This is a genomic window from Methylobacillus flagellatus KT (genome assembly GCF_000013705.1).
GTDB lineage: Bacteria > Pseudomonadota > Gammaproteobacteria > Burkholderiales > Methylophilaceae > Methylobacillus > Methylobacillus flagellatus.
In genome coordinates, this window is sequence record NC_007947.1 from 279086 (window position 1) to 301199 (window position 22114).

Below are 22114 nucleotides of genomic sequence, written 5' to 3' on the forward strand. Positions count from 1 at the left end.
AGAAACGCGCGTGAAAGCTCTATTAGATTTATTCAAGCAGGTCACTCAGGAAGAAGAGTTTGACGCGATCAAGATCGCGCTGGCTTCTCCGGAAAAGATTCGCTCCTGGTCTTATGGCGAGGTCAAGAAGCCCGAGACCATCAATTATCGTACCTTCAAGCCAGAGCGGGATGGTTTGTTCTGCGCCAAGATATTTGGCCCGATCAAGGACTATGAGTGTTTATGCGGCAAATATAAACGTCTCAAGCACCGTGGTGTGATCTGCGAGAAGTGCGGCGTTGAAGTGACGCTTTCCAAGGTGCGCCGCGAACGCATGGCACACATCGAGTTGGCTAGTCCGGTCGCCCACATCTGGTTCTTGAAGTCCCTGCCCAGCCGTTTGGGCATGGTGCTGGACATCGCTTTGCGCGATATTGAGCGCGTGCTCTACTTCGAGGCATATATCGTCATTGATCCCGGCATGACACCACTTACCCGTGGTCAGTTGCTGACTGAAGATGACTACTTGTCCAAAGTGGAAGAATACGGCGACGAGTTCAATGCCGTGATGGGTGCGGAAGCCGTGCGTGAACTGTTGCGCACCATGGATATCCATACCGAAATTGAGAAGTTGCGTCGCGAACTTGGCGAGACCGGCTCCGAAGCCAAGATCAAGAAGATCGCCAAGCGTTTGAAGGTGCTGGAAGCATTCCAGAAGTCAGGTATCAAGCCAGAATGGATGATCCTGGAAGTGTTGCCGGTATTGCCTCCGGAGCTGCGCCCATTAGTACCGTTGGACGGCGGCCGCTTTGCGACTTCTGACTTGAACGATCTCTATCGTCGCGTTATCAATCGTAACAATCGTTTGAAGCGGTTGTTGGAATTGAAGGCGCCAGAAATCATCGTGCGCAATGAAAAGCGCATGCTGCAGGAAGCGGTTGACTCGTTGCTGGACAATGGTCGTCGCGGCAAAGTCATGACTGGCGCCAACAAGCGTCCTCTGAAGTCCTTGGCAGACATGATCAAGGGCAAGGGTGGCCGCTTCCGTCAGAACCTGCTGGGTAAGCGTGTCGACTATTCCGGCCGTTCCGTGATCGTGGTTGGTCCTCAGCTCAAGCTGCACCAGTGCGGCCTGCCAAAGAAGATGGCACTGGAACTGTTCAAGCCGTTCATTTTCCACAAACTGGAAGTGTTGGGTCTGGCAACGACGATCAAGGCTGCCAAGAAGAAGGTGGAAGAGGAAGGACCAGAAGTCTGGGATATCCTCGAAGACGTCATCCGCGAGCATCCGGTATTGCTGAACCGTGCGCCTACATTGCACCGTCTAGGTATCCAGGCGTTCGAGCCGACCTTGGTCGAAGGCAAGGCGATCCAGTTGCACCCGTTGGTGTGTGCTGCGTTCAACGCCGACTTTGACGGCGACCAGATGGCCGTCCACGTGCCATTGAGCCTGGAAGCGCAGATGGAAGCCCGCACCCTGATGCTGGCATCCAACAACGTACTGTCTCCCGCCAATGGTGAGCCGATCATCGTGCCTTCCCAGGATATCGTCTTGGGGCTGTACTACATGACCCGTGAGAAGAAGGCTGCTCGTGGCGAAGGCATGCGTTTTGCCAATGTGGCCGAGGTTCAGCGTGCCTACGATAGTGGGCAGGTTGATTTGCATGCGCGCATTACCGTGCGCCTGCGCGAGTTCGATGTTGAAGTCGATGGCCAGAAGCGTGAAAAAATCACACGTTACGAGACCACCGTTGGACGTGCTTTGCTGTCGGAAATCCTGCCCGCAGGCCTTCCATTCAGTGTGATAGATAAGGCGTTGAAGAAAAAGGAAATATCCAGGCTCATCAACGCCAGCTTCCGCCGTGTGGGCATTCGTGAGACCGTGATTTTTGCCGACAAGCTCATGTATACGGGCTATACCTATGCAACCAAGGCTGGCATCTCGATCAGTATCAACGATATGCTGGTTCCGCCTGAGAAGGAGCAATTGATTGCATCGGCCGAAGCCGAGGTCAAGGAAATTGAAGATCAGTATGTTTCCGGTCTGGTGACTCAGGGTGAGCGCTACAACAAGGTCGTGGATATCTGGGGCCGTGCCGGTGACAAGGTCGCTGATGCGATGATGAAGCAGCTGCGTGAAGAGGTCGTACTTGATGCGAATGGTGAGGTTGCCAAGGACGCAGAAGGCAATCCTATCAAGCAGGAATCCTTCAATGCCATTTATATGATGGCCGACTCAGGCGCCCGTGGTTCCGCAGCCCAGGTACGACAGCTTGCTGGTATGCGTGGCCTAATGGCAAAACCGGATGGGTCGATTATTGAAACCCCGATTACCGCCAATTTCCGTGACGGCCTCAATGTGTTGCAGTACTTCATTTCGACACACGGTGCCCGTAAAGGGTTGGCAGATACGGCGTTGAAGACAGCGAACTCAGGTTACCTGACCCGTCGACTGGTCGATGTGACACAAGATTTGGTGGTGACCGAGCATGATTGCGGCACGACAGAAGGTTTGTACACCAAGGCTTTGGTCAAGGGCGGTGAAGTGGTTGAGCCATTGCATGACCGTATCCTCGGCCGTGTAGCTGCGCTGGATGTGCTGAATCCTGAAACCCAGGAAGTGGTTTATCCAGCAGGGACACTACTGACCGAAGATGAGGTCGAGCACATCGATGCATTGGGCATTGATGAAGTCAAGGTGCGGACTGCGCTGACTTGTGAAACACGCTACGGTATTTGCGCGAAATGTTATGGTCGAGACTTGGGACGCGGCAAACTCATTAACATGGGCGAGGCTGTCGGTGTGATTGCTGCACAATCCATTGGTGAGCCAGGTACCCAGCTGACGATGCGTACCTTCCACATCGGTGGTGCGGTGTCGCGTGCAGCTTCCGTCAGCCAGGTCGAGAGCAAGTCCAATGGTATCGTGCATTTCACATCCACTATGCGCTATGTGACCAATGCGCGTGGGGAGCAAGTGGTGATTTCCCGTAATGGCGAGGCGATCATTCAGGATGAGAATGGCCGTGAGCGCGAGCGCCACAAAGTACCTTATGGCGCTACGCTGCAAATTACCGATGGGAAGCCGGTCAAGGCAGGTCAGGCCTTGGCGACCTGGGATCCGCATACGCGCCCGATCATTACCGAATACGCGGGACGTGTGAAGTTTGAGAATGTCGAAGAAGGGGTGACTGTCGCTAAGCAAGTGGACGAAGTCACCGGCCTGTCTTCATTGGTGGTCATTGATCCGAAGCAACGTGCTGGCCAATCCAAGGGACTGCGCCCGCAAGTGAAGCTTCTTGATGCTAATGGCGTCGAGGTGAAGGTCGCTGGCGGTGAAGCGCCTGTGAGCGTGACTTTCCAGCTCGGTTGCATCATTACCGTGAAGGATGGTCAGGAAGTCGGCGTGGGTGAAGTTCTGGCCCGTATTCCGCAAGAGTCTTCCAAGACCCGTGACATTACCGGTGGTCTGCCACGTGTGGCTGAGTTGTTTGAAGCACGTTCACCTAAGGATGCTGGCTTGCTGGCAGAGGTGACAGGTACGATTTCCTTCGGTAAGGATACCAAGGGTAAGCAACGCCTGGTGATTACCGACCTGGACGGTGTTTCTCATGAGTTCCTGATTCCTAAGGATAAACACGTGACGGCGCACGACGGCCAGGTGGTCACCAAAGGGGAAAGCATCGTCGACGGTCCGGCTGATCCTCAAGACATCTTGAGGCTACAAGGCCGCGAAGCCTTGGCGCGTTACATCATTGACGAGGTGCAGGATGTTTACCGTCTGCAAGGTGTGAAGATCAATGACAAGCACATCGAAGTGATCGTGCGCCAGATGTTGCGTCGCGTACGCATCACCGATGCGGGCGACACCAGCTTCATCCTGGGTGAGCAAGTGGAGCGTGCCGATGTGCTGACAGAAAATGAACGGGTATTGGCACAAGATGGGCGTCCAGCCAGTTTTGAATATGTATTGCTGGGCATTACCAAGGCGTCCTTGTCTACCGACTCCTTCATCTCTGCAGCTTCCTTCCAGGAAACCACTCGCGTCTTGACCGAAGCAGCAATTCTGGGCAAGCGTGACGAGCTGCGTGGGCTGAAGGAAAATGTCATTGTGGGTCGATTGATTCCTGCCGGTACCGGCCTGGCTTATCACGAGACACGTAAACGTAATGTTGCGGGTGTAGATTCAGCGCCTGCCATCATTGAAGATGCTGGAAATGTGCAATTGGAAGAAACCTCTGGAAATCCCGAGGTTGCTTGACAACACATTGAACGCAAAATAGAATGCTAAGTTTTCCGGGATGGCGTTTAGCCATCCCGTAATTTTTAGCGGTTAAATATAAAGGCTAAAGGTTATGCCAACCATCAATCAATTAGTGCGCAAGCCGCGCCAAAAAGTAGTTGCTAAGAGCAAAGTGCCAGCACTTGAGAGCTGCCCACAAAAGCGTGGTGTCTGCACGCGTGTTTACACCACAACCCCCAAGAAACCTAACTCCGCTTTGCGTAAGGTTGCCAAGGTGCGCCTGACCAATGGCTATGAAGTAATTAGCTATATTGGCGGGGAAGGCCATAACCTGCAGGAGCACTCTGTTGTGCTGTTGCGTGGTGGTCGTGTCAAGGACTTGCCGGGTGTGCGTTACCATATGGTGCGCGGTAGCCTGGACACTGCTGGGGTTAAGGACCGCAAGCAGGCCCGCTCCAAGTATGGCGCCAAGCGCCCTAAGGCTGCTTGAGTGCAAGCGGCTAAAAGTTAAGGAATCGAGAAAGCCATGCCAAGACGTAGAGAAGTTCCCAAACGTAACATCCTGCCTGATCCTAAATTCGGTAGTCAGGAAGTTTCAAAATTCGTTAATGTGCTGATGACCGGCGGCAAGAAGTCGGTGGCAGAACGCATCTTGTACGGCGCATTTGATCAGATTACACAAAAGAGTGGCAAGGAAGCGCTTGAGGTGTTTACTCTGGCGATCAGTAACTTGCGCCCTGTGGTGGAAGTGAAGAGTCGTCGTGTCGGTGGTGCTAACTACCAGGTGCCTGTGGAAGTGCGTCCGGCGCGTCGTAGCGCCCTGGCGATGCGTTGGTTGCGCGATGCGGCCCGCAAGCGTGGTGAAAAGTCCATGGGTCTGCGTTTGGCTGCTGAGTTGATTGAGGCTTCCGAGGGTCGTGGAGCGGCGATCAAGAAGCGTGAGGAAGTTCATCGTATGGCAGAAGCCAATAAGGCATTCTCACATTTCCGTTTCTAACAACTCAGACAAATTAAGTTAGGTAATTACTGTGGCTCGCAAAACCCCTATTGAACGCTATCGCAATATCGGCATCAGTGCGCATATTGATGCTGGCAAAACTACCACTTCTGAGCGCATTCTGTTTTATACCGGAGTGACTCACAAGCTGGGTGAGGTGCATGATGGCGCTGCGACAACTGACTGGATGGAGCAGGAGCAGGAGCGTGGTATCACGATTACCTCCTCTGCTGTGACCTGTTTCTGGAAGGGTATGGATTTATCCCGTCCTGAGCACCGGATCAACATCATTGATACCCCTGGACACGTAGACTTCACGATTGAGGTCGAGCGTTCCATGCGTGTGCTGGATGGTGCCTGCATGGTGTACTGTGCGGTAGGTGGTGTGCAGCCTCAGTCTGAGACCGTATGGCGTCAAGCCAACAAGCATAAGGTGCCTCGTCTCGCGTTTGTCAATAAGATGGACCGTACGGGTGCCAATTTCTTCAAAGTTGTCGAGCAAATGAAGCTTCGTCTGCAGGCTAATCCTGTGCCTGTGGTGATCCCCATTGGTGCTGAAGATAATTTTGCAGGTGTGGTTGATCTTATCAAAATGAAGGCTATTTACTGGGATGATGCATCCCAGGGGATGAAGTTTGAGTATAAGGATATTCCTGCCGACCTCTTGGATACTGCCAACGAATGGCGCGAGAAAATGGTGGAGTCTGCGGCCGAGGCTTCTGAAGAGTTGATGAATAAGTATCTCGAGAGTGGCGAGCTCTCCGAAGCGGAGATCATCGCTGGATTGCGTCAGCGTACGATTGCCACTGAGATTCAGCCCATGTTATGTGGCTCTGCGTTCAAAAACAAAGGCGTGCAGCGCATGCTGGATGCCGTGCTGGACTTCCTGCCATCACCTGTGGATATTCCTGATGTGGTTGGTGAAAGTGAATCCGGTGAGCCGCTGACTCGCAAGGCTGATGATAATGAGCACTTCTCCGCATTAGCCTTCAAGCTCATGAGCGATCCATTCGTCGGTCAATTGACTTTTGTTCGTGTTTACTCTGGCGTTCTGACTAAGGGCGAGACGGTCTACAACTCTACCAGCGGACGCAAGGAACGTATTGGCCGTATCGTACAGATGAGTGCGAATGAGCGTAACGAGATCGAAGAGATTCGCGCCGGTGATATTGCTGCCTGTATTGGCTTGAAAGAAGTGACAACGGGCGAAACATTGTGTTCCATCGATCACCCTATCATTCTGGAGCGCATGGTGTTCCCAGAGCCGGTGATCAGCGTGGCGATTGAGCCTAAGACCAAGAGCGACCAGGAGAAAATGGGCTTGGCACTTTCCCGTTTGGCGCAGGAAGATCCTTCTTTCCGTGTGCGGACTGATGAAGAGACCAATCAGACCATCATTTCCGGTATGGGTGAGTTGCACCTTGAAATTATCGTTGATCGCATGAAGCGCGAATTCAATGTAGAAGCCAATGTAGGTGCTCCGCAAGTGGCCTATCGCGAAGCGATCAAGAAGCCTGTCGAAGTGGAAGGGAAATTCGTCAAGCAGTCTGGCGGTAAGGGTCAGTACGGTCATGTATGGATCAAGATGGAGCCTAACGAGCCAGGCAAGGGTTATGAGTTTATTGATCAGATCAAGGGCGGTACCGTACCACGTGAATTCATTCCGGCCGTAGATAAAGGCCTGCGTGAAACCATCCCAAGTGGTGTGTTGGCTGGCTTTCCTGTGGTTGACGTCAAGGTGACTTTGTTTGACGGTTCCTACCATGATGTCGACTCTAACGAAAATGCTTTCAAGATGGCAGCGTCGATGGCTTTCAAGGACGGTATGCGCAAAGCGGATCCTGTCTTGCTGGAACCTATCATGGCGGTCGAGGTTGAGACACCTGAAGATTATATGGGTGACGTCATGGGTGACTTGTCTTCCCGTCGCGGTGTGATTCAGGGTATGGATGATCTTGTTGGGGGTGGTAAGGCCATCCGCGCAGAAGTGCCTTTGTCCGAAATGTTTGGCTATGCCACGACAGTGCGCTCCTTGACGCAAGGGCGTGCGACCTACAGCATGGAGTTTAAGCACTATGCCGAGGCCCCGAGAAACGTGGCAGAGGCCATTATTAACAAGAAGTAATTGAAAATATCTAAATAGAATAGATAATTAAAGGAAACGGAAATGGCAAAAGGAAAATTTGAGCGGACGAAGCCGCACGTCAACGTAGGCACGATTGGTCACGTTGACCATGGTAAGACAACATTGACAGCTGCGATCACCACCGTATTGACCAAGAAATTTGGTGGCGAAGCCAAGGACTACTCCCAGATCGACAACGCACCGGAAGAAAGGGCCCGTGGCATCACCATCAACACCTCTCACGTAGAATACGAAACCGAAACCCGTCACTACGCCCACGTTGACTGCCCAGGCCACGCCGACTACGTCAAGAACATGATCACTGGAGCTGCCCAAATGGACGGCGCCATCCTCGTCGTATCCGCTGCAGACGGCCCCATGCCACAAACCCGCGAACACATCCTGCTGGCCCGCCAAGTGGGCGTGCCCTACATCATCGTCTTCCTGAACAAGGCAGACATGGTTGACGACGCAGAACTGCTCGAACTGGTTGAAATGGAAGTGCGAGAACTCCTCTCCAAATACGACTTCCCTGGAGATGACACCCCCATCATCAAAGGCTCCGCCAAGCTTGCCCTCGAAGGCGACCAATCCGACATCGGCGAACCAGCCATCTTCCGTTTGGCAGAAGCCCTGGACACCTACATCCCCACACCGGAACGTGCTGTTGACGGCACCTTCCTCATGCCAGTAGAAGACGTATTCTCCATTTCTGGCCGTGGTACCGTCGTGACCGGTCGAGTAGAGCGCGGCATCGTCAAAGTTGGTGACGAAATCGAAATTGTCGGCCTCAAGCCCACCATCAAAACCACCTGTACCGGCGTCGAAATGTTCCGCAAACTGCTCGACCAAGGTCAAGCAGGTGACAACGTTGGCGTACTCCTGCGTGGCACCAAGCGTGAAGAAGTTGAACGTGGCCAAGTCCTCGCCAAAGTGGGCTCCATCAAGCCGCACACCAAATTCACAGCCGAAATCTACGTTCTGGGCAAAGATGAAGGTGGTCGTCACACCCCATTCTTCAACGGCTACCGTCCCCAGTTCTACTTCCGTACCACCGACGTGACAGGTGCTGTAGAACTGCCGGCAGGAACCGAAATGGTCATGCCTGGCGACAACGTCTCCATCTCCGTCTCCCTGATTGCGCCGATCGCGATGGAAGAAGGCCTGCGCTTCGCGATTCGTGAAGGTGGTCGTACCGTCGGTGCCGGTGTCGTCGCTAAAATTATTGAGTAAGTTACTCTTTATGGTTGGGTACGCGAGTACTTGGTGCTCGCGGCCTTTTCGCTCTTTAGAAATATCGCTCTTTAAGGAAATAACATGGCAGCTCAAAAAATCCGTATCCGCCTCAAGGCATTCGACTATCGCTTGATTGATCAGTCCGCGCTTGAGATTGTTGAAACGGCCAAGCGTACTGGTGCGGTGGTCAAGGGTCCCGTGCCTTTGCCAACCCGGATTGAGCGCTTTGACATTTTGCGTTCTCCTCACGTCAACAAGACATCCCGTGATCAGTTCGAAATCCGCACTCATCAGCGTTTGATGGACATCGTGGACCCTACTGACAAGACAGTTGATGCATTGATGAAGCTGGATCTTCCAGCTGGGGTCGATGTGGAAATCAAGTTGTAAGCTTGTGTTTTTGAAGTGGGTCGGATATAATCCGACCCTTTCGCGTAACCGGGTCGGTCAATTGTAATCGGCCTTTTTAATTATTATAAGGAATCGATCATGAGCTTAGGGCTTATTGGTCGCAAGGTGGGCATGACCCGCATTTTTACCGATGAAGGCGAAAGCGTTCCGGTAACGGTGCTCGAAGTTGTGCCTAACCGTGTGACACAGATCAAGACTGCTGCAAGCGACGGCTATACTAGTCTTCAGGTTGCTTACGGCGAGCGTCGTGCTAGCCGGATTGGCAAGGCGTTGGCTGGTCATTATGCCAAGGCTGGTGTTTCTGCCGGTGCTGGTATCAAGGAATTTCCAGTGTCTGACGACGTGTTGGCTAACTATAGTGTGGGTGGCCAAATTACAGTCGAACTTTTCCAGCCTGGTCAATTGGTAGACGTTACTGGTACTTCCCTTGGTAAGGGCTTCTCTGGTGCTATCAAGCGCCATAACTTCTCTTCCAATCGTGCTTCTCATGGTAACTCCAGGTCTCACAATGTGCCTGGCTCCATTGGTATGGCGCAGGATCCTGGCCGGGTTTTTCCTGGTAAGCGCATGCCTGGTCATCTGGGTGCTGTAAAGACCACGGTGCAGAATCTAGAGATTGTGCGTGTGGATGCTGAGCGTAACCTGTTGTTGATCAAGGGTGCGGTTCCTGGCTCTAAAGGCGGCGATGTTGTCGTTCGCCCTAGTGTGAAGGTGAAGGCATAATGGAAATCAAATTAATCGATAAGAATGGCAGGCCGGCTAAGGCTGGCTTGGCTGTTTCTGAGGCGACTTTTGGCCGTGAATTCAATGAAGCGCTGGTGCATCAGGTGGTTGTTGCCTATCAGGCCAATGCACGCACCGCGACTCGTGCCCAGTTGACGCGCGCGGAAGTTAGTCATACCACCAAGAAGCCATGGAACCAAAAGGGCACCGGTCGTGCCCGTGCCGGGATGAGCTCTAGCACTATCTGGCGCGGAGGTGGTCGTGCCTTTCCTAATACGCCGGACGAAAACTTCAGTCATAAGATCAATCGCAAGGCTTATCGGGCTGGCGTGCGTTCCATTCTGTCTGAGTTGGTGCGTCAGGATCGCTTGAGTGCCGTTGAAGAGTTCGCTGTTGATACGCCAAAGACTAAGCAGTTGGTTGAGAAGATCAAGGGTCTTGGCTATAACGAGGGTTTGCTGGTGCTCGTGGATAAGTTTGATGAAAACTTGTATCTGTCCGCCCGTAATCTTCCGCATGTGCTCGTTCTTGAGGCGCAATACGTTGATCCTGTAAGTTTGGTTCGCTTCCCGCAAGTGCTGGCTACTGCAGGTGCTGTTAAGAAGCTTGAGGAGATGCTGGCATGAGCGCATTGAGTACCCAGGAGCGGTTGTTGCAAGTCATACTTGCCCCCCAAATTACAGAAAAAGCTACCCGCGTTGCTGACAAGTACCAGCAAATTGCCTTCCGTGTCCGCACAGATGCAACCAAGCCCGAAATCAAGGCTGCGGTTGAGTTGGTGTTTAAAGTGGAAGTCGATTCCGTTACTGTCGTGAATGTGGGCGGCAAAGTGAAGCGTGCAGGCCGTACATTTGGTCGCCGCAAGGACTGGAAGAAGGCTTATGTGAGCCTGAAGCCGGGCCAGGAAATTAACTTCGCAGCGGGCGAATAGGAGAAAACATGGCACTGATTAAAGTCAAGCCTACTTCCCCAGGCCGGCGCTCAGTAGTTAAGGTGGTAACACCTGAGCTGCACAAGGGTAAGCCCTATGCGCCGCTGCTGGAGAAGCAGAGTAAAAAAGCTGGTCGTAATAATAACGGTCATATCACGACGCGCCACCAGGGTGGCGGTCACAAGCAACATTACCGTATTGTTGATTTTCGTCGCAACAAGGATGGCATCCCTGCTAAGGTCGAGCGTCTGGAGTATGATCCAAACCGCAGTGCGCATTTGGCATTGCTGGTGTATGCGGATGGCGAGCGTCGCTACATCATTGCACCTCGTGGCGTTTCCGTTGGTGCGCAATTGGTGAGTGGTTCCGATGCTCCTATCCGTGCAGGTAATGCCTTGCCTTTGCGTAACATTCCTGTCGGGAGCACGATCCATTGTATCGAGTTGCAGCCAGGCAAGGGTGCGCAAGTGGCACGTTCTGCTGGCACTTCGGTTCAGCTGCTGGCGCGTGAGGGCAGTTATGCCCAGTTGCGCCTACGTTCCGGCGAAGTTCGCCGCGTGCATGTTGACTGCAAGGCGACCATCGGTGAAGTGGGCAATGAAGAGCATTCCCTGCGTTCGATTGGTAAGGCGGGTGCTGTGCGCTGGCGTGGTGTTCGTCCTACCGTGCGCGGTGTGGTCATGAACCCTGTCGATCACCCGCATGGTGGTGGTGAAGGTAAGACGGCTGCCGGTATGAACCCTGTCAGTCCGTGGGGCCTGCCAACCAAGGGTTATCGTACGCGTAGCAACAAGCGTACTGACAACATGCGCGTTAGCCGTCGTCCTGCGAATAAGAGGTAATCAATATGGCACGTTCAATTAAAAAAGGGCCATTCGTTGATGGCCATCTGGCGAAGAAGGTAGAAGCTGCTGTTGCTTCCCGTGATAGAAAGCCAATCAAAACTTGGTCACGTCGTTCTACCATCCTGCCTGATTTCATCGGTTTGACCATTGCGGTTCACAACGGCAGGCAGCATGTGCCGGTGTTGATTTCTGAAAACATGGTAGGTCACAAGCTCGGCGAATTTGCACTGACTCGTACGTTCAAGGGTCATGCCGCCGATAAAAAGGCCAAGAGGTAGGAGAAAGACGATGGAAGTATCTGCAGTATTAAGAGGTGTTCATCTGTCCCCGCAGAAGGCTCGCTTGGTGGCTGATTTGGTTCGAGGCAAGAAAGTGGATCAAGCGCTTAATATCTTGGCATTCACCCCGAAAAAGGGTGCTGAGGTAATTAAGAAGGTGGTTGAATCCGCTATTGCCAATGCTGAGCATAATGAAGGCGCTGATATCGACGAATTGAAGGTGACTTCAATCTATGTTGACAAGGGTCTGGTATTGAAGCGTATTCGCGCTCGTGCCAAAGGTCGCGCTGGACGGATTATCAAACCAACATGTCACATTACTGTGACGGTTGGTAACTAAAGGAATCGTTATGGGTCAGAAAATTCATCCGTTTGGTTTCCGTCTGAGCGTCCAGAAGAACTGGTCTTCTCGTTGGTATGCCAATAGCAATAATTTCCCTGCGATGTTGAGCAGCGATATCAAGGTGCGTGAGTTTCTCAAGAAGAAGCTTGCCCATGCTGCTGTCAGCAAGATCGTGATCGAGCGTCCTGCGAAGAACGCCAAGATCACCATCTACAGCGCCCGTCCTGGTATCGTGATCGGCAAGAAGGGCGAAGACATCGAGTCCTTGCGTTCCGGATTGCAGGGCTTGATGGGTGTTCCTGTTCACTTGAACATCGAAGAAGTCCGCAAGCCTGAAATTGATGCGACACTGATTGCTGAAAGTATTGCCCAGCAGCTTGAAAAGCGCGTGATGTTCCGTCGCGCCATGAAGCGTGCGATGCAGAACGCAATGCGTCTGGGTGCCCAAGGCATCAAGATTATGAGCTCAGGTCGTTTGAATGGTATTGAAATCGCACGTACCGAGTGGTACCGCGAAGGCCGTGTGCCTTTGCATACACTGCGTGCCGATATCGATTACGGTGTGGCAGAAGCGAAGACTACCTACGGTATCATTGGTATCAAGGTATGGGTATTCAAGGGCGAAGTGTTCGGCAACAAGATCGAACAAGCCGCTCAACCCGCTGAGCCAGAAAAGAAAGTAAGAAAGTCGGGGGCAAAAAATGCTGCAACCAGCTAGACAAAAATTCCGTAAGATGCAGAAGGGCCGCAACAAGGGCATCGCAACTACCGGCAACAAGGTAAGCTTTGGCGAGTTCGGTCTGAAGGCAATTGGTCGTGGTCGTCTGACTGCACGCCAGATTGAAGCGGCTCGCCGTGTGATGACCCGTCATATCAAGCGTGGTGGCCGGGTATGGATTCGTGTCTTCCCAGATCAGCCGATTTCCAAGAAGCCGGCCGAAGTGCGGATGGGTAACGGTAAGGGTAGTACCGAGTACTACATTGCCCAAATCCAGCCTGGCAAGATGCTGTATGAAATGGACGGTGTCAGTGAAGAGCTGGCACGTGAAGCGTTCCGCTTGGCTGCTGCGAAGCTGCCAATTGAGACTACCTTCATTACTCGTCATATTGGGAGCTAGTCATGAAAGCGTCCGAATTGAGAAACAAGACTGTTGAAGAGCTGAATAATGAGTTGATTGAGTTGCGCCGTGCGCAATTCTCCCTGCGCATGCAACTTGCCACTCAGCAGCTGAACAAAGTTGATCAGGTAGGCAAAGTGCGCCGTGACATCGCTCGCGTTCGTTCTGTGCTTGCTGAAAAAGCCAAAGCGGCTAATGCAAGTCAAGCTTAAGCGGAGTCATTATGAGCGAAAATCAAACTGAAAAATTAGTTCGCACTTTGAGTGGCCGTGTAGTTAGCGACAAGATGGACAAGACCGTAACCGTGCTGGTCGAGCGTAAGGTGAAACATCCTTTGATCGGCAAAGTTGTGCGTCGTTCCAACAAGTTCCATGCTCACGATGAGAACAATGAGTGCAAAGAAGGCGATCTGGTCATGATCGAAGAAAGCCGCCCGCTTTCCAAGACCAAGACTTGGCGTGTTAGCAAGATTGTAGAAAAAGCACGTATTGTGTAATTAAGGTTGTTCTTCCACTTGCACTTGAGTGGAAGAACACTATATAATGTTGGACCTTTTGGCGCCCATACAAGCTGGCGCCCCAATACTGACCGTGGTGCTGTCAGCCGTTTTTGACAAGCGGCTGGTGTTGGTTTAACGGATTAAGTTGGAGATTATTCTCATGATTCAAATGCAGTCTCGGCTGGATGTTGCCGATAACACTGGTGCGCGTTCTGTTATGTGCATCAAGGTGTTGGGTGGTTCTAAGCGTCGTTATGCAGGCATTGGTGACATCATCAAGGTCAGTGTTAAGGATGCTGCCCCACGTGGCCGCGTCAAAAAAGGCGAGGTTTATAGCGCGGTTGTTGTGCGTACTGCGAAGGGTGTTCGTCGTCCAGACGGTTCCCTCGTTAAGTTCGACAGCAATGCGGCGGTATTGTTGAACAATAAGCTGGAACCGATTGGCACCCGTATTTTTGGGCCGGTGACACGTGAGCTACGTGGCGAGCGTTTCATGAAAATCGTTTCTCTGGCACCCGAAGTTTTATAAGGAGTTGCTGGATGAGTAAGATTCGCAAGGGTGATGAAGTCATCCTGAACACAGGTAAGGATAAAGGCAAGCGCGGTACCGTGCTTCGCGTGTTGCCGACAGGCCAGGTTCTGGTCGAAGGTATCAACGTCGTCAAGAAGCATGCCAAACCCAATCCTATGCGTGGTATTGCTGGCGGTATTATTAGCAAGGAGATGCCGGTTGACATCTCTAATGTTGCTTTATTCAATCGTGCCACCCAGAAGGGTGATCGCGTTGGCTTCAAAACGCTGGATGATGGCCGTAAGGTTCGTGTTTTTAAGTCCAGTGGCGAAGTTGTAGACGCATAAGGGTAGATCAAGATCATGGCTCGTTTAAAAGATTTTTATAAGGACACTGTGGTTAAACAGCTGGTTGAGCAGTTTGGCTACAAGTCTGTAATGGAAGTGCCTCGTATTGAGAAGATTACCCTGAACATGGGGGTGGGCGAGGCTGTTGCTGATAAGAAGGTCATGGAAAATGCCGTGGCTGATCTGGAAAAAATTGCAGGCCAAAAGGCTGTGGTAACCAAGGCCAAGAAGTCCATCGCTGGCTTCAAGATTCGCGATGGTTACCCTGTGGGTTGTAAGGTGACTTTACGTCGCGAGCATATGTACGAATTCCTGGATCGTCTGATTACGGTAGCTATACCCCGAATTCGTGATTTTCGTGGCATTTCTCCCAAGTCCTTTGATGGTCGTGGAAATTATAATCTGGGTGTGCGTGAGCAGATTATTTTCCCGGAAATCGAATACGACAAGATTGATGCCTTGCGCGGGCTGAATATCACGATTACTACTACTGCAAAGACTGATGAAGAGGCGCGTGCGCTCCTTTCTGCATTCAGTTTCCCATTTAGGAACTAAATCATGGCAAAAATCTGCATGATCGAGCGCGAGCAAAAGCGTCGCGACACAGTGAAGAAATACGCAGCTAAGCGTGCTGAATTGCTTGCGGTTATCAATGATGCCAATGCGTCTGCTGAAGACCGTCGTGCCGCGCGTCAAAAATTGCAAAGTCTGCCACGTAATTCCAGTCCTGTGCGCCAGCGTAATCGTTGTGCGCTGACTGGTCGTCCACGTGGCGTGTTCAGTAAATTCGGCATTGCGCGTAGTAAGTTGCGCGAATTGATGATGCGTGGCGAAGTGCCAGGTGTCACCAAGGCTAGCTGGTAACGGAGGAATTTAGTATGAGTATGAGTGATCCGATTGCCGATATGCTGACGCGTATCCGTAATGCGCAAAGCACCAACAAGGTCTCTGTTTCCATGCCGTCATCCAAGCTCAAGCGTGCTATTGCGGCTGTGCTTAAGGATGAGGGCTATATTGATGATTTTTCTGTGCAGGATGTTGACGGTAAGCCACAGTTAAATATCAGCCTTAAATATTATGCTGGTCGTCCTGTGATTGAGAAGATTGAGCGCGTGAGCCGTCCTGGTTTGCGTATCTATCGTGGCAATCAAGAGATCCCGGTTGTAATGCATGGCTTGGGTGTGACGATTGTTTCCACATCCAAGGGCGTAATGACTGATCGTAAAGCGCGTGATGCCGGTGTGGGTGGCGAAGTGCTGTGCGTTGTGGCTTAAGGAGAAAAGAATGTCTCGTGTAGCTAAAAATCCAGTCGCCATTCCTGCCAAGGTAGAGGTTGTGTTGAGCTCTGACAATATTGCAGTCAGTGGCCCGCTTGGGAAATTGTCCCTTCCTTTGAGTGGAGACGTTGCCATTGAGCGTGATGGTGACAATCTGACGTTTGCTGCGGCTAGCGAGTCACAGCATGCGCGTGCAATGTCCGGAACATTGCGCTCTCTGGTTTTCAATATGGTGACAGGCGTCTCTCAAGGCTTTACCCGTAAGCTCACTCTTTTGGGTGTGGGTTACAAGGCGCAGGCGCAAGGTGCGAACCTTAACTTGGATTTGGGATTTTCCCATCCAGTGAGCCACAAGATGCCTGATGGCGTAACTGTGCAAACACCTTCTCCTACTGAGATCGTGTTGACCGGTGCTGATAAGCAGGTGGTTGGTCAGGTTGCCGCGCAGATTCGCGCATATCGTGCCCCAGAGCCTTATAAGGGCAAGGGCGTGCGCTATGCCGATGAAGTGGTGATTATTAAAGAAACCAAGAAGAAGTAGGGTGTAGCCATGAGTAATGTGAATTCACGTCTGCGTCGCGCACGTAAAACCCGTGCCAAGATCGCCGAGTTGAAAGCTATCCGCCTGAGTGTGCATCGTAGCAACTGCCATATTTATGCTCAGATTATTGCCGAAACTGGTGACAAGGTGCTTGCTAGCGCTTCCACCCTTGAGGTTGAAGTCCGCAAAGACATCAAGAATGGTGGCAATATCGCCGCTGCCGCGTTGGTCGGTAAGCGCATTGCGGAAAAGGCAAAGGCTGCAGGGATCACCACTGTCGCATTTGATCGTTCCGGCTACAAGTACCATGGTCGTATCAAGGCGTTGGCTGATGCCGCGCGTGAACACGGCCTGTCCTTCTAAAGACTGAGGTTGATGATGGCAAAAGTTGAAATTGAACAGCAGCAAACTGATGGTTTGCGCGAGAAGATGATCGGTGTCAACCGCGTTACCAAAGTGGTGAAGGGTGGCCGAATCATGAGTTTTGCCGCACTGTCCGTAGTAGGAGACGGTGATGGTGGTGTGGGTATGGGCAAAGGCAAGGCGCGTGAGGTGCCGGTTGCTGTGCAGAAGGCAATGGACGAAGCGCGTCGCAGCATGATCAAGGTAAGCCTGAATAATGGCACTTTGTACCACGCCGTGACTGGGGTTCATGGGGCTGCAAAAGTATTCATTCAGCCTGCCTCTGAAGGTACCGGTATTATTGCCGGTGGTGCAATGCGTGCCATCTTCGAGGTGATGGGTGTGACTAACGTGCTGGCAAAATGCATTGGTTCAACCAATCCATATAATGTCGTACGCGCTACCCTGAATGGCCTGAAGTCCATGAATACTCCTGCTGAGATCGCTGCCAAGCGCGGCAAGAGCGTTGAAGAAATCAGAGGTTAATTATCATGGCCAAGTCAAATAAAGCAAATGATTTGATCAAGGTTACCTTGGTCAGGAGCACCATCGGTAGAATCAAGGCTCATCGTGCAAGTGTCGCTGGTCTCGGTCTGCGTCGTTTGAATCAGACTGTGGAAGTGCAGGATACACCTGCCAATCGCGGCATGATTAATGCGGTGAGCTATCTGTTAAAGGTAGAAGCATAATGAAGCTGAACACTATCAAGCCTGCTGAAGGCGCGAAACACGCTAGGCGTCGTGTCGGTCGTGGTATTGGTTCCGGTCTGGGCAAGACTGGTGGTCGTGGCCATAAGGGTCAGAAGTCTCGTGCGGGTGGTTTCCACAAAGTGGGTTTCGAAGGCGGTCAAATGCCTTTGCAACGCCGCTTACCCAAGCGTGGCTTTAACTCATTGACAAAAGCTGATACTGCCAATGTGCGTACTGCTGACTTGGTGCGTGTTGAAGCTGACGTCATTGATATCCTGGCATTGAAGCAAGCCAATGTGATTCCTAGTGGCGCTCGTGCTGTGAAAGTGTATCTTTCAGGGGATGTGACTCGCGCTGTGACAGTGCAAGGTCTGGCTCTGAGCAAGGGTGCGCGCGCTGCAGTTGAAGCCGCTGGCGGCAAAATCGTAGAGTAATCAATTCGTGGCTAACGATAGTATTTTCGGTGCAGTAGGAAAAGTAAGCGAGTTGAAAAGTCGCTTGCTTTTCGTTCTGGGAGCTCTGATCGTTTTCCGTCTCGGCGCACACATTCCGGTTCCAGGTATTGATCCGGATGTGTTGGCGCGTTTGTTCGAGTCGCAGAGTGGCGGTATCCTTGGCATGTTTAACATGTTCTCGGGCGGCGCTCTGGAGCGCTTTACGATTTTTGCCCTGGGTATCATGCCGTATATCTCAGCCTCTATCATCATGCAGCTTCTAACCGTGGTTTCCCCGCGGATGGAGCAATTGAAGAAGGAGGGCGAGAGTGGTCGCCGTACGATTACTAAGTACACACGCTATGGCACAGTATTCTTGGCAACATTCCAAGCGCTGGGCATCGCTATTGCATTGGAAGGCCAGGCCGGACTAGTCCTTGATCCAGGCTTCATGTTCCGCTTCACTACTGTGATTACTTTGGTTGGCGGCACCATGTTCCTAATGTGGTTGGGCGAGCAGATCACCGAGCGTGGTATTGGCAATGGTATTTCCATCATCATTTTTGCTGGTATCGTTGCGGGCTTGCCTCATGCGATTGGCGGTACCCTGGAGTTGGCACGCACAGGTGCGTTCTCGATTCCTCTGGTGTTGTTCCTGTTTGTTGCTGCCATATTGGTGACTGCATTTGTCGTATTCGTGGAACGCGGTCAACGCAAGATTACAGTGAACTATGCGAAGCGCCAGGTGGGCCGTAAGGTGTTCGGCGGTCAGACCAGTCATCTTCCACTGAAACTCAACATGGCTGGTGTGATCCCACCGATTTTTGCGTCAAGCATTATTTTGTTTCCGGCGACATTGGCGGGGTGGTTTGGCAGCCATGAGAGCATGACCTGGTTGAAGGATATCGGCTCCACGCTGTCTCCGGGACAGCCGCTGTATATTCTTTTCTTTGCTACAGCAATTATCTTCTTCTGTTTCTTTTATACCGCATTGGTATTCAACCCAAAAGAAACAGCGGATAACTTGAAGAAGAGTGGTGCATTTGTTCCGGGAATTCGACCTGGCGAACAGACTGCACGATATATTGATCGCATTATGGGCCGTCTCACTTTGGCTGGTGCGCTATATATCACTGCAGTATGTTTGTTGCCCGAGTTCTTGATCCTGAAATTTAATGTGCCTTTCTATTTTGGTGGTACTTCTTTGTTGATTATCGTGGTCGTAACCATGGATTTTATGGCGCAAGTACAGTCTCACTTGATGTCGCATCAATATGAAGGATTGCTGAAAAAAGCTAACTTTAAGGGCGGGGCGGGACTTCCGCGTTAATTGGTAGTATGGCAAAAGAAGATCGTATTGAAATGCAGGGGGAGGTTCTGGAGAACCTCCCAAATGCAACGTTTAGGGTCAAACTAGAAAATGGCCATGTCGTCCTGGGCTATATTTCGGGCAAGATGCGCATGCACTATATTCGTATCCTGCCTGGTGACAAAGTCACCGTGGAAATGACCCCTTATGATTTATCGCGTGCGCGAATTATATTCCGCGCCAAGTAAGTTTTTTGCGAAGAGGTGAGAGATGAGAGTTCGTGCATCAGTGAAGACATTGTGCCGTAATTGCAAGGTGGTTCGCCGCCGTGGTGTCGTGCGTGTTATTTGTACTGACCCGCGTCATAAGCAACGCCAGGGTTAATCCGGTAACTATGGTTTTAAAAGGGACTGGTTTTTAATCTATTTGTTAAAAACCAGTCAAGCTGTTAAAATTTTGGGCTTTTTTGGCGATTTGATAACGATGCGCCATTAATTTTGGAGTAGCTACATGGCTCGTATAGCAGGGGTAAATATCCCAAATCATAAACATACTGAAATCGCATTGACTTCGATTTACGGTGTGGGCCGTACTACGGCAAAACAAATTTGTCTGGCTGCAGGGGTATCCGCGACAGCGAAGATCAAGGATCTGAACGACGCTGAAGTTGAAAAGCTGCGTGATGAAGTCGCCAAACTGCAGGTTGAAGGTGACCTGCGTCGCGAGGTGACGATGAACATCAAGCGTCTGATGGATCTCGGCTGCTATCGTGGCATTCGCCACCGCCGCGGTTTGCCCGTTCGTGGTCAGCGCACCAAGACCAATGCGCGCACTCGCAAGGGTCCAATCAAGCCTATCAAGGCATCCAAGTAAGGAATAGCAAACAATGGCTAAAGCTAACGTACGCGTACGCAAGAAAGTCAAAAAGAATATTGCCGAGGGCATTGCTCACGTGCACGCTTCTTTTAACAATACCATCATCACGATCACTGACCGCCAGGGTAATGCGCTGTCTTGGGCAACTTCTGGTGGCGCAGGGTTCAAGGGCTCTCGTAAAAGTACCCCTTTTGCTGCTCAAGTAGCCGCTGAGGCTGCTGGCAAGGCTGCTCAGGAATGTGGTGTGAAGAATCTTGAAGTGCGCATCAAGGGGCCAGGCCCAGGTCGTGAATCTGCTGTGCGTGCATTGAATGCGGTTGGTTTCAAGATTACCAGCATTTCAGATGTGACTCCCGTGCCACACAATGGTTGCCGTCCGCCGAAGAAGCGTCGTATCTAAGCTGGATAATAATAGGTTGCAGCCACGATAACCGAGTTGTCGTGGTTGATTTATTTAAAGAAATCGTGGACCGTAAGGATAGCTATGCAAAACAGTCCGACTGAATATTTGAAGCCACGCGTCGTCGACGTCGATGTGATTTCGCCCGTGCGTGCACGGGTGACGCTCGAGCCAATGGAGCGCGGTTTTGGTTACACGCTGGGTAATGCCCTGCGTCGAGTATTGCTGTCTTCCATTCCTGGCTTTGCAATTACTGAAGTCAAGATTGATGGTGTCGTGCATGAATACTCTACACTGGACGGTGTGCAGGAAGATGTTGTGGATATTCTGCTAAACCTCAAGGGCGTTGCACTTAAGCTGAACAGCAAGAACGAAGCAACATTGACATTGAACAAGAGTACCGAGGGCGTGGTGACTGCCGGTGATTTTGATACTGGTCATGATGCTGAAATCGCTAATCCTGACCATGTCATTGCACACCTGACCAAGGGTGGCAAACTTAATCTTGAAGTCAAGGTTGAAATGGGGCGTGGGTACCAACCTGTGCCGCAACGCCGGAAAACTGAAGATGAGGACCGTGTGCTGGGCTTCATCCAGGTGGATGCTTCCTTCAGCCCGATCAGCAAGGTCAGTTACCAGGTCGAAAGCGCGCGTGTTGAACAGCGCACTGACTTGGACAAGCTGATCATGGATGTCGAAACGAATGGCATTATCGAACCTGAGCAAGCGATTCGTGATGCAGCGCGTATTCTGATGGGACAATTGTCCGTGTTTGCCGATCTTGAGGGAGCACCTTCAGAAGTCGAAGTGAAGCAAGCACCACAAGTGGACCCGATTCTGTTGCGTCCGGTGGATGATCTGGAACTAACAGTGCGCTCTGCTAACTGCTTGAAGGCAGAAAATATTTATTACATTGGTGACCTGATTCAGCGTACTGAAAACGAGCTGTTGAAAGCGCCAAATCTAGGCCGTAAATCTTTGAATGAGATTAAGGATGTACTGGCCTCCAAGGGCCTGACATTGGGCATGAAACTAGAAAACTGGCCACCTGCTGGCCTGGAAAAGGTGTGAGGAAATCACTATGCGTCATCGCAACAGTAATCGTAAACTAAACCGCACCAGTAGCCATCGTCAAGCTATGTTGCGTAATATGGCTAACTCCCTGCTTCGTCATGAGATTATCAAGACGACCTTGCCAAAGGCAAAGGAACTGCGTCGTGTAGCAGAGCCTCTGATCACACTCGGCAAGGACGCTACGCTGGCCAATCGCCGTTTGGCATTCAGCCGTCTGCGCGACCGTGATATCGTGGGTAAGCTTTTCAATGAGCTGGGACCTCGTTACCAGACTCGCAACGGTGGTTACCTGCGTATTCTGAAGTGCGGTTTCCGCGTGGGCGACAATGCTCCTATGGCACTGGTCGAATTGGTCGACCGTCCGGAGCTTGCTACTGATGGTGAAGTGGTAACAGCTGAGTAGATTTCAGCTTTGATCCCCTAAAAGCCGGTTCTTGAACCGGCTTTTTTATTATTGGGTCTATGCGGTGCTTTTCCGACGTCATGGGTTTTACCGTCTTGACCAAGGGAAAATGGTCGCTCAGAT

General features: G+C 51.6%; 33 protein-coding genes. All 33 read left to right on the forward strand.

Annotated elements, in window-relative coordinates:
• The first annotated feature begins 10 nt into the window (after positions 1–10).
• Positions 11–4240 carry a DNA-directed RNA polymerase subunit beta' gene (rpoC, locus tag MFLA_RS01425; protein WP_011478641.1) on the forward strand — a complete coding sequence of 1410 codons (4230 nt, stop codon included), beginning with the start codon at positions 11–13 and terminating at the stop codon, positions 4238–4240.
• Positions 4241–4334: 94 nt separating this feature from the next.
• Positions 4335–4712, forward strand: coding sequence for a 30S ribosomal protein S12 (gene rpsL, locus MFLA_RS01430; protein ID WP_011478642.1), 378 nt, complete (start codon positions 4335–4337; stop codon positions 4710–4712).
• A 36-nt stretch (positions 4713–4748) separates the two neighbouring features.
• On the forward strand, positions 4749–5219 hold the full coding sequence (gene rpsG, locus MFLA_RS01435; RefSeq protein ID WP_011478643.1) for a 30S ribosomal protein S7: 471 nt from the start codon (positions 4749–4751) through the stop codon (positions 5217–5219).
• A 31-nt stretch (positions 5220–5250) separates the two neighbouring features.
• A complete protein-coding gene (gene fusA, locus MFLA_RS01440) occupies positions 5251–7344 on the forward strand; it encodes an elongation factor G (protein WP_011478644.1) in 2094 nt (697 codons plus the stop codon).
• Between the two features lie 42 nt (positions 7345–7386).
• Entirely contained in the window at positions 7387–8577 is a 1191-nt protein-coding gene (gene tuf / locus MFLA_RS01445) for an elongation factor Tu (RefSeq protein WP_011478645.1), read from the forward strand.
• Between the two features lie 84 nt (positions 8578–8661).
• The gene (gene rpsJ, locus MFLA_RS01450) at positions 8662–8970 is read left to right on the forward strand and encodes a 30S ribosomal protein S10 (protein WP_011478646.1); all 309 of its coding nucleotides are present in this window, start codon (positions 8662–8664) and stop codon (positions 8968–8970) included.
• 99 nt (positions 8971–9069) lie between these two features.
• The gene (gene rplC, locus MFLA_RS01455) at positions 9070–9714 is read left to right on the forward strand and encodes a 50S ribosomal protein L3 (RefSeq protein WP_011478647.1); all 645 of its coding nucleotides are present in this window, start codon (positions 9070–9072) and stop codon (positions 9712–9714) included.
• On the forward strand, positions 9714–10340 hold the full coding sequence (gene rplD, locus MFLA_RS01460; RefSeq protein ID WP_011478648.1) for a 50S ribosomal protein L4: 627 nt from the start codon (positions 9714–9716) through the stop codon (positions 10338–10340). The genes rplC and rplD overlap by 1 nt, the downstream gene beginning before the upstream one ends.
• On the forward strand, positions 10337–10645 hold the full coding sequence (gene rplW, locus MFLA_RS01465) for a 50S ribosomal protein L23 (RefSeq protein WP_011478649.1): 309 nt from the start codon (positions 10337–10339) through the stop codon (positions 10643–10645). Before rplD ends, rplW begins: the two co-directional genes overlap by 4 nt.
• Positions 10646–10653: 8 nt before the next feature.
• Complete coding sequence (rplB, locus tag MFLA_RS01470; RefSeq protein ID WP_011478650.1) at positions 10654–11487, forward strand: 50S ribosomal protein L2; 834 nt, start codon at positions 10654–10656, stop codon at positions 11485–11487.
• A 5-nt stretch (positions 11488–11492) separates the two neighbouring features.
• On the forward strand, positions 11493–11768 hold the full coding sequence (gene rpsS, locus MFLA_RS01475) for a 30S ribosomal protein S19 (protein ID WP_011478651.1): 276 nt from the start codon (positions 11493–11495) through the stop codon (positions 11766–11768).
• Between the two features lie 10 nt (positions 11769–11778).
• A complete protein-coding gene (gene rplV, locus MFLA_RS01480) occupies positions 11779–12108 on the forward strand; it encodes a 50S ribosomal protein L22 (protein ID WP_011478652.1) in 330 nt (109 codons plus the stop codon).
• A 10-nt stretch (positions 12109–12118) separates the two neighbouring features.
• Positions 12119–12829, forward strand: a complete 711-nt coding sequence (gene rpsC / locus MFLA_RS01485; protein WP_011478653.1) for a 30S ribosomal protein S3 — start codon at positions 12119–12121, stop codon at positions 12827–12829.
• The gene (gene rplP, locus MFLA_RS01490) at positions 12813–13229 is read left to right on the forward strand and encodes a 50S ribosomal protein L16 (RefSeq protein WP_011478654.1); all 417 of its coding nucleotides are present in this window, start codon (positions 12813–12815) and stop codon (positions 13227–13229) included. Before rpsC ends, rplP begins: the two co-directional genes overlap by 17 nt.
• A gap of 2 nt (positions 13230–13231) precedes the next feature.
• Positions 13232–13441, forward strand: coding sequence for a 50S ribosomal protein L29 (gene rpmC / locus MFLA_RS01495; protein ID WP_011478655.1), 210 nt, complete (start codon positions 13232–13234; stop codon positions 13439–13441).
• A gap of 11 nt (positions 13442–13452) precedes the next feature.
• Positions 13453–13725 (forward strand): 30S ribosomal protein S17, encoded by a 273-nt coding sequence (gene rpsQ, locus MFLA_RS01500; RefSeq protein WP_011478656.1) that lies wholly within the window; start codon positions 13453–13455, stop codon positions 13723–13725.
• A gap of 163 nt (positions 13726–13888) precedes the next feature.
• A complete protein-coding gene (gene rplN / locus MFLA_RS01505) occupies positions 13889–14257 on the forward strand; it encodes a 50S ribosomal protein L14 (RefSeq protein ID WP_011478657.1) in 369 nt (122 codons plus the stop codon).
• Positions 14258–14268: 11 nt separating this feature from the next.
• Positions 14269–14586, forward strand: a complete 318-nt coding sequence (rplX, locus tag MFLA_RS01510) for a 50S ribosomal protein L24 (RefSeq protein ID WP_011478658.1) — start codon at positions 14269–14271, stop codon at positions 14584–14586.
• Positions 14587–14601: 15 nt separating this feature from the next.
• Complete coding sequence (rplE, locus tag MFLA_RS01515) at positions 14602–15141, forward strand: 50S ribosomal protein L5 (RefSeq protein WP_011478659.1); 540 nt, start codon at positions 14602–14604, stop codon at positions 15139–15141.
• A gap of 3 nt (positions 15142–15144) precedes the next feature.
• Positions 15145–15450: a 30S ribosomal protein S14 gene (rpsN, locus tag MFLA_RS01520; RefSeq protein ID WP_011478660.1), complete on the forward strand. Its 306-nt coding sequence runs from the start codon at positions 15145–15147 to the stop codon at positions 15448–15450.
• Positions 15451–15464: 14 nt separating this feature from the next.
• The gene (rpsH, locus tag MFLA_RS01525; RefSeq protein ID WP_011478661.1) at positions 15465–15860 is read left to right on the forward strand and encodes a 30S ribosomal protein S8; all 396 of its coding nucleotides are present in this window, start codon (positions 15465–15467) and stop codon (positions 15858–15860) included.
• 10 nt (positions 15861–15870) lie between these two features.
• Positions 15871–16404, forward strand: a complete 534-nt coding sequence (rplF, locus tag MFLA_RS01530) for a 50S ribosomal protein L6 (protein WP_011478662.1) — start codon at positions 15871–15873, stop codon at positions 16402–16404.
• A 9-nt stretch (positions 16405–16413) separates the two neighbouring features.
• Positions 16414–16767 (forward strand): 50S ribosomal protein L18, encoded by a 354-nt coding sequence (gene rplR, locus MFLA_RS01535; RefSeq protein WP_011478663.1) that lies wholly within the window; start codon positions 16414–16416, stop codon positions 16765–16767.
• A gap of 15 nt (positions 16768–16782) precedes the next feature.
• Positions 16783–17292 (forward strand): 30S ribosomal protein S5, encoded by a 510-nt coding sequence (gene rpsE, locus MFLA_RS01540; RefSeq protein WP_011478664.1) that lies wholly within the window; start codon positions 16783–16785, stop codon positions 17290–17292.
• Positions 17293–17297: 5 nt separating this feature from the next.
• Entirely contained in the window at positions 17298–17495 is a 198-nt protein-coding gene (gene rpmD / locus MFLA_RS01545; RefSeq protein ID WP_011478665.1) for a 50S ribosomal protein L30, read from the forward strand.
• Positions 17495–17929, forward strand: coding sequence for a 50S ribosomal protein L15 (rplO, locus tag MFLA_RS01550; protein WP_011478666.1), 435 nt, complete (start codon positions 17495–17497; stop codon positions 17927–17929). The genes rpmD and rplO overlap by 1 nt, the downstream gene beginning before the upstream one ends.
• Before the next feature lie 7 nt (positions 17930–17936).
• On the forward strand, positions 17937–19259 hold the full coding sequence (gene secY, locus MFLA_RS01555) for a preprotein translocase subunit SecY (protein ID WP_011478667.1): 1323 nt from the start codon (positions 17937–17939) through the stop codon (positions 19257–19259).
• Positions 19260–19267: 8 nt separating this feature from the next.
• Complete coding sequence (infA, locus tag MFLA_RS01560; RefSeq protein ID WP_011478668.1) at positions 19268–19486, forward strand: translation initiation factor IF-1; 219 nt, start codon at positions 19268–19270, stop codon at positions 19484–19486.
• A gap of 22 nt (positions 19487–19508) precedes the next feature.
• On the forward strand, positions 19509–19622 hold the full coding sequence (rpmJ, locus tag MFLA_RS14250; protein ID WP_011478669.1) for a 50S ribosomal protein L36: 114 nt from the start codon (positions 19509–19511) through the stop codon (positions 19620–19622).
• A 126-nt stretch (positions 19623–19748) separates the two neighbouring features.
• Positions 19749–20111 (forward strand): 30S ribosomal protein S13, encoded by a 363-nt coding sequence (rpsM, locus tag MFLA_RS01565; protein ID WP_011478670.1) that lies wholly within the window; start codon positions 19749–19751, stop codon positions 20109–20111.
• Between the two features lie 13 nt (positions 20112–20124).
• The gene (gene rpsK / locus MFLA_RS01570) at positions 20125–20514 is read left to right on the forward strand and encodes a 30S ribosomal protein S11 (protein WP_011478671.1); all 390 of its coding nucleotides are present in this window, start codon (positions 20125–20127) and stop codon (positions 20512–20514) included.
• 84 nt (positions 20515–20598) lie between these two features.
• The gene (locus MFLA_RS01575; RefSeq protein WP_011478672.1) at positions 20599–21585 is read left to right on the forward strand and encodes a DNA-directed RNA polymerase subunit alpha; all 987 of its coding nucleotides are present in this window, start codon (positions 20599–20601) and stop codon (positions 21583–21585) included.
• A gap of 10 nt (positions 21586–21595) precedes the next feature.
• Entirely contained in the window at positions 21596–21991 is a 396-nt protein-coding gene (gene rplQ / locus MFLA_RS01580) for a 50S ribosomal protein L17 (protein ID WP_011478673.1), read from the forward strand.
• The last annotated feature ends 123 nt before the right edge of the window (positions 21992–22114 follow it).

Bases quoted from the DNA above. Each gene is read 5' to 3' on its own strand.
- rpsH (WP_011478661.1), top strand. From the start codon at position 15,465: ATGAGTATGAGTGATCCGATTGCCGATATGCTGACGCGTATCCGTAAT.
- rplQ (WP_011478673.1), top strand. From the start codon at position 21,596: ATGCGTCATCGCAACAGTAATCGTAAACTAAACCGCACCAGTAGCCAT.
- infA (WP_011478668.1), top strand. From the start codon at position 19,268: ATGGCAAAAGAAGATCGTATTGAAATGCAGGGGGAGGTTCTGGAGAAC.
- rplB (WP_011478650.1), top strand. From the start codon at position 10,654: ATGGCACTGATTAAAGTCAAGCCTACTTCCCCAGGCCGGCGCTCAGTA.
- rplX (WP_011478658.1), top strand. From the start codon at position 14,269: ATGAGTAAGATTCGCAAGGGTGATGAAGTCATCCTGAACACAGGTAAG.
- rplR (WP_011478663.1), top strand. From the start codon at position 16,414: ATGAGTAATGTGAATTCACGTCTGCGTCGCGCACGTAAAACCCGTGCC.
- rpsE (WP_011478664.1), top strand. From the start codon at position 16,783: ATGGCAAAAGTTGAAATTGAACAGCAGCAAACTGATGGTTTGCGCGAG.
- rplV (WP_011478652.1), top strand. From the start codon at position 11,779: ATGGAAGTATCTGCAGTATTAAGAGGTGTTCATCTGTCCCCGCAGAAG.
- rplE (WP_011478659.1), top strand. From the start codon at position 14,602: ATGGCTCGTTTAAAAGATTTTTATAAGGACACTGTGGTTAAACAGCTG.
- rplW (WP_011478649.1), top strand. From the start codon at position 10,337: ATGAGCGCATTGAGTACCCAGGAGCGGTTGTTGCAAGTCATACTTGCC.
- rpsG (WP_011478643.1), top strand. From the start codon at position 4,749: ATGCCAAGACGTAGAGAAGTTCCCAAACGTAACATCCTGCCTGATCCT.
- rpsC (WP_011478653.1), top strand. From the start codon at position 12,119: ATGGGTCAGAAAATTCATCCGTTTGGTTTCCGTCTGAGCGTCCAGAAG.
- rplD (WP_011478648.1), top strand. From the start codon at position 9,714: ATGGAAATCAAATTAATCGATAAGAATGGCAGGCCGGCTAAGGCTGGC.
- rplO (WP_011478666.1), top strand. From the start codon at position 17,495: ATGAAGCTGAACACTATCAAGCCTGCTGAAGGCGCGAAACACGCTAGG.
- rpmC (WP_011478655.1), top strand. From the start codon at position 13,232: ATGAAAGCGTCCGAATTGAGAAACAAGACTGTTGAAGAGCTGAATAAT.
- rplN (WP_011478657.1), top strand. From the start codon at position 13,889: ATGATTCAAATGCAGTCTCGGCTGGATGTTGCCGATAACACTGGTGCG.
- rpsM (WP_011478670.1), top strand. From the start codon at position 19,749: ATGGCTCGTATAGCAGGGGTAAATATCCCAAATCATAAACATACTGAA.
- tuf (WP_011478645.1), top strand. From the start codon at position 7,387: ATGGCAAAAGGAAAATTTGAGCGGACGAAGCCGCACGTCAACGTAGGC.
- rpsJ (WP_011478646.1), top strand. From the start codon at position 8,662: ATGGCAGCTCAAAAAATCCGTATCCGCCTCAAGGCATTCGACTATCGC.
- rpsK (WP_011478671.1), top strand. From the start codon at position 20,125: ATGGCTAAAGCTAACGTACGCGTACGCAAGAAAGTCAAAAAGAATATT.
- rpmJ (WP_011478669.1), top strand. From the start codon at position 19,509: ATGAGAGTTCGTGCATCAGTGAAGACATTGTGCCGTAATTGCAAGGTG.
- rpsL (WP_011478642.1), top strand. From the start codon at position 4,335: ATGCCAACCATCAATCAATTAGTGCGCAAGCCGCGCCAAAAAGTAGTT.
- rplP (WP_011478654.1), top strand. From the start codon at position 12,813: ATGCTGCAACCAGCTAGACAAAAATTCCGTAAGATGCAGAAGGGCCGC.
- rpsN (WP_011478660.1), top strand. From the start codon at position 15,145: ATGGCAAAAATCTGCATGATCGAGCGCGAGCAAAAGCGTCGCGACACA.
- rpsQ (WP_011478656.1), top strand. From the start codon at position 13,453: ATGAGCGAAAATCAAACTGAAAAATTAGTTCGCACTTTGAGTGGCCGT.
- rplC (WP_011478647.1), top strand. From the start codon at position 9,070: ATGAGCTTAGGGCTTATTGGTCGCAAGGTGGGCATGACCCGCATTTTT.
- rpmD (WP_011478665.1), top strand. From the start codon at position 17,298: ATGGCCAAGTCAAATAAAGCAAATGATTTGATCAAGGTTACCTTGGTC.
- MFLA_RS01575 (WP_011478672.1), top strand. From the start codon at position 20,599: ATGCAAAACAGTCCGACTGAATATTTGAAGCCACGCGTCGTCGACGTC.
- rpsS (WP_011478651.1), top strand. From the start codon at position 11,493: ATGGCACGTTCAATTAAAAAAGGGCCATTCGTTGATGGCCATCTGGCG.
- rplF (WP_011478662.1), top strand. From the start codon at position 15,871: ATGTCTCGTGTAGCTAAAAATCCAGTCGCCATTCCTGCCAAGGTAGAG.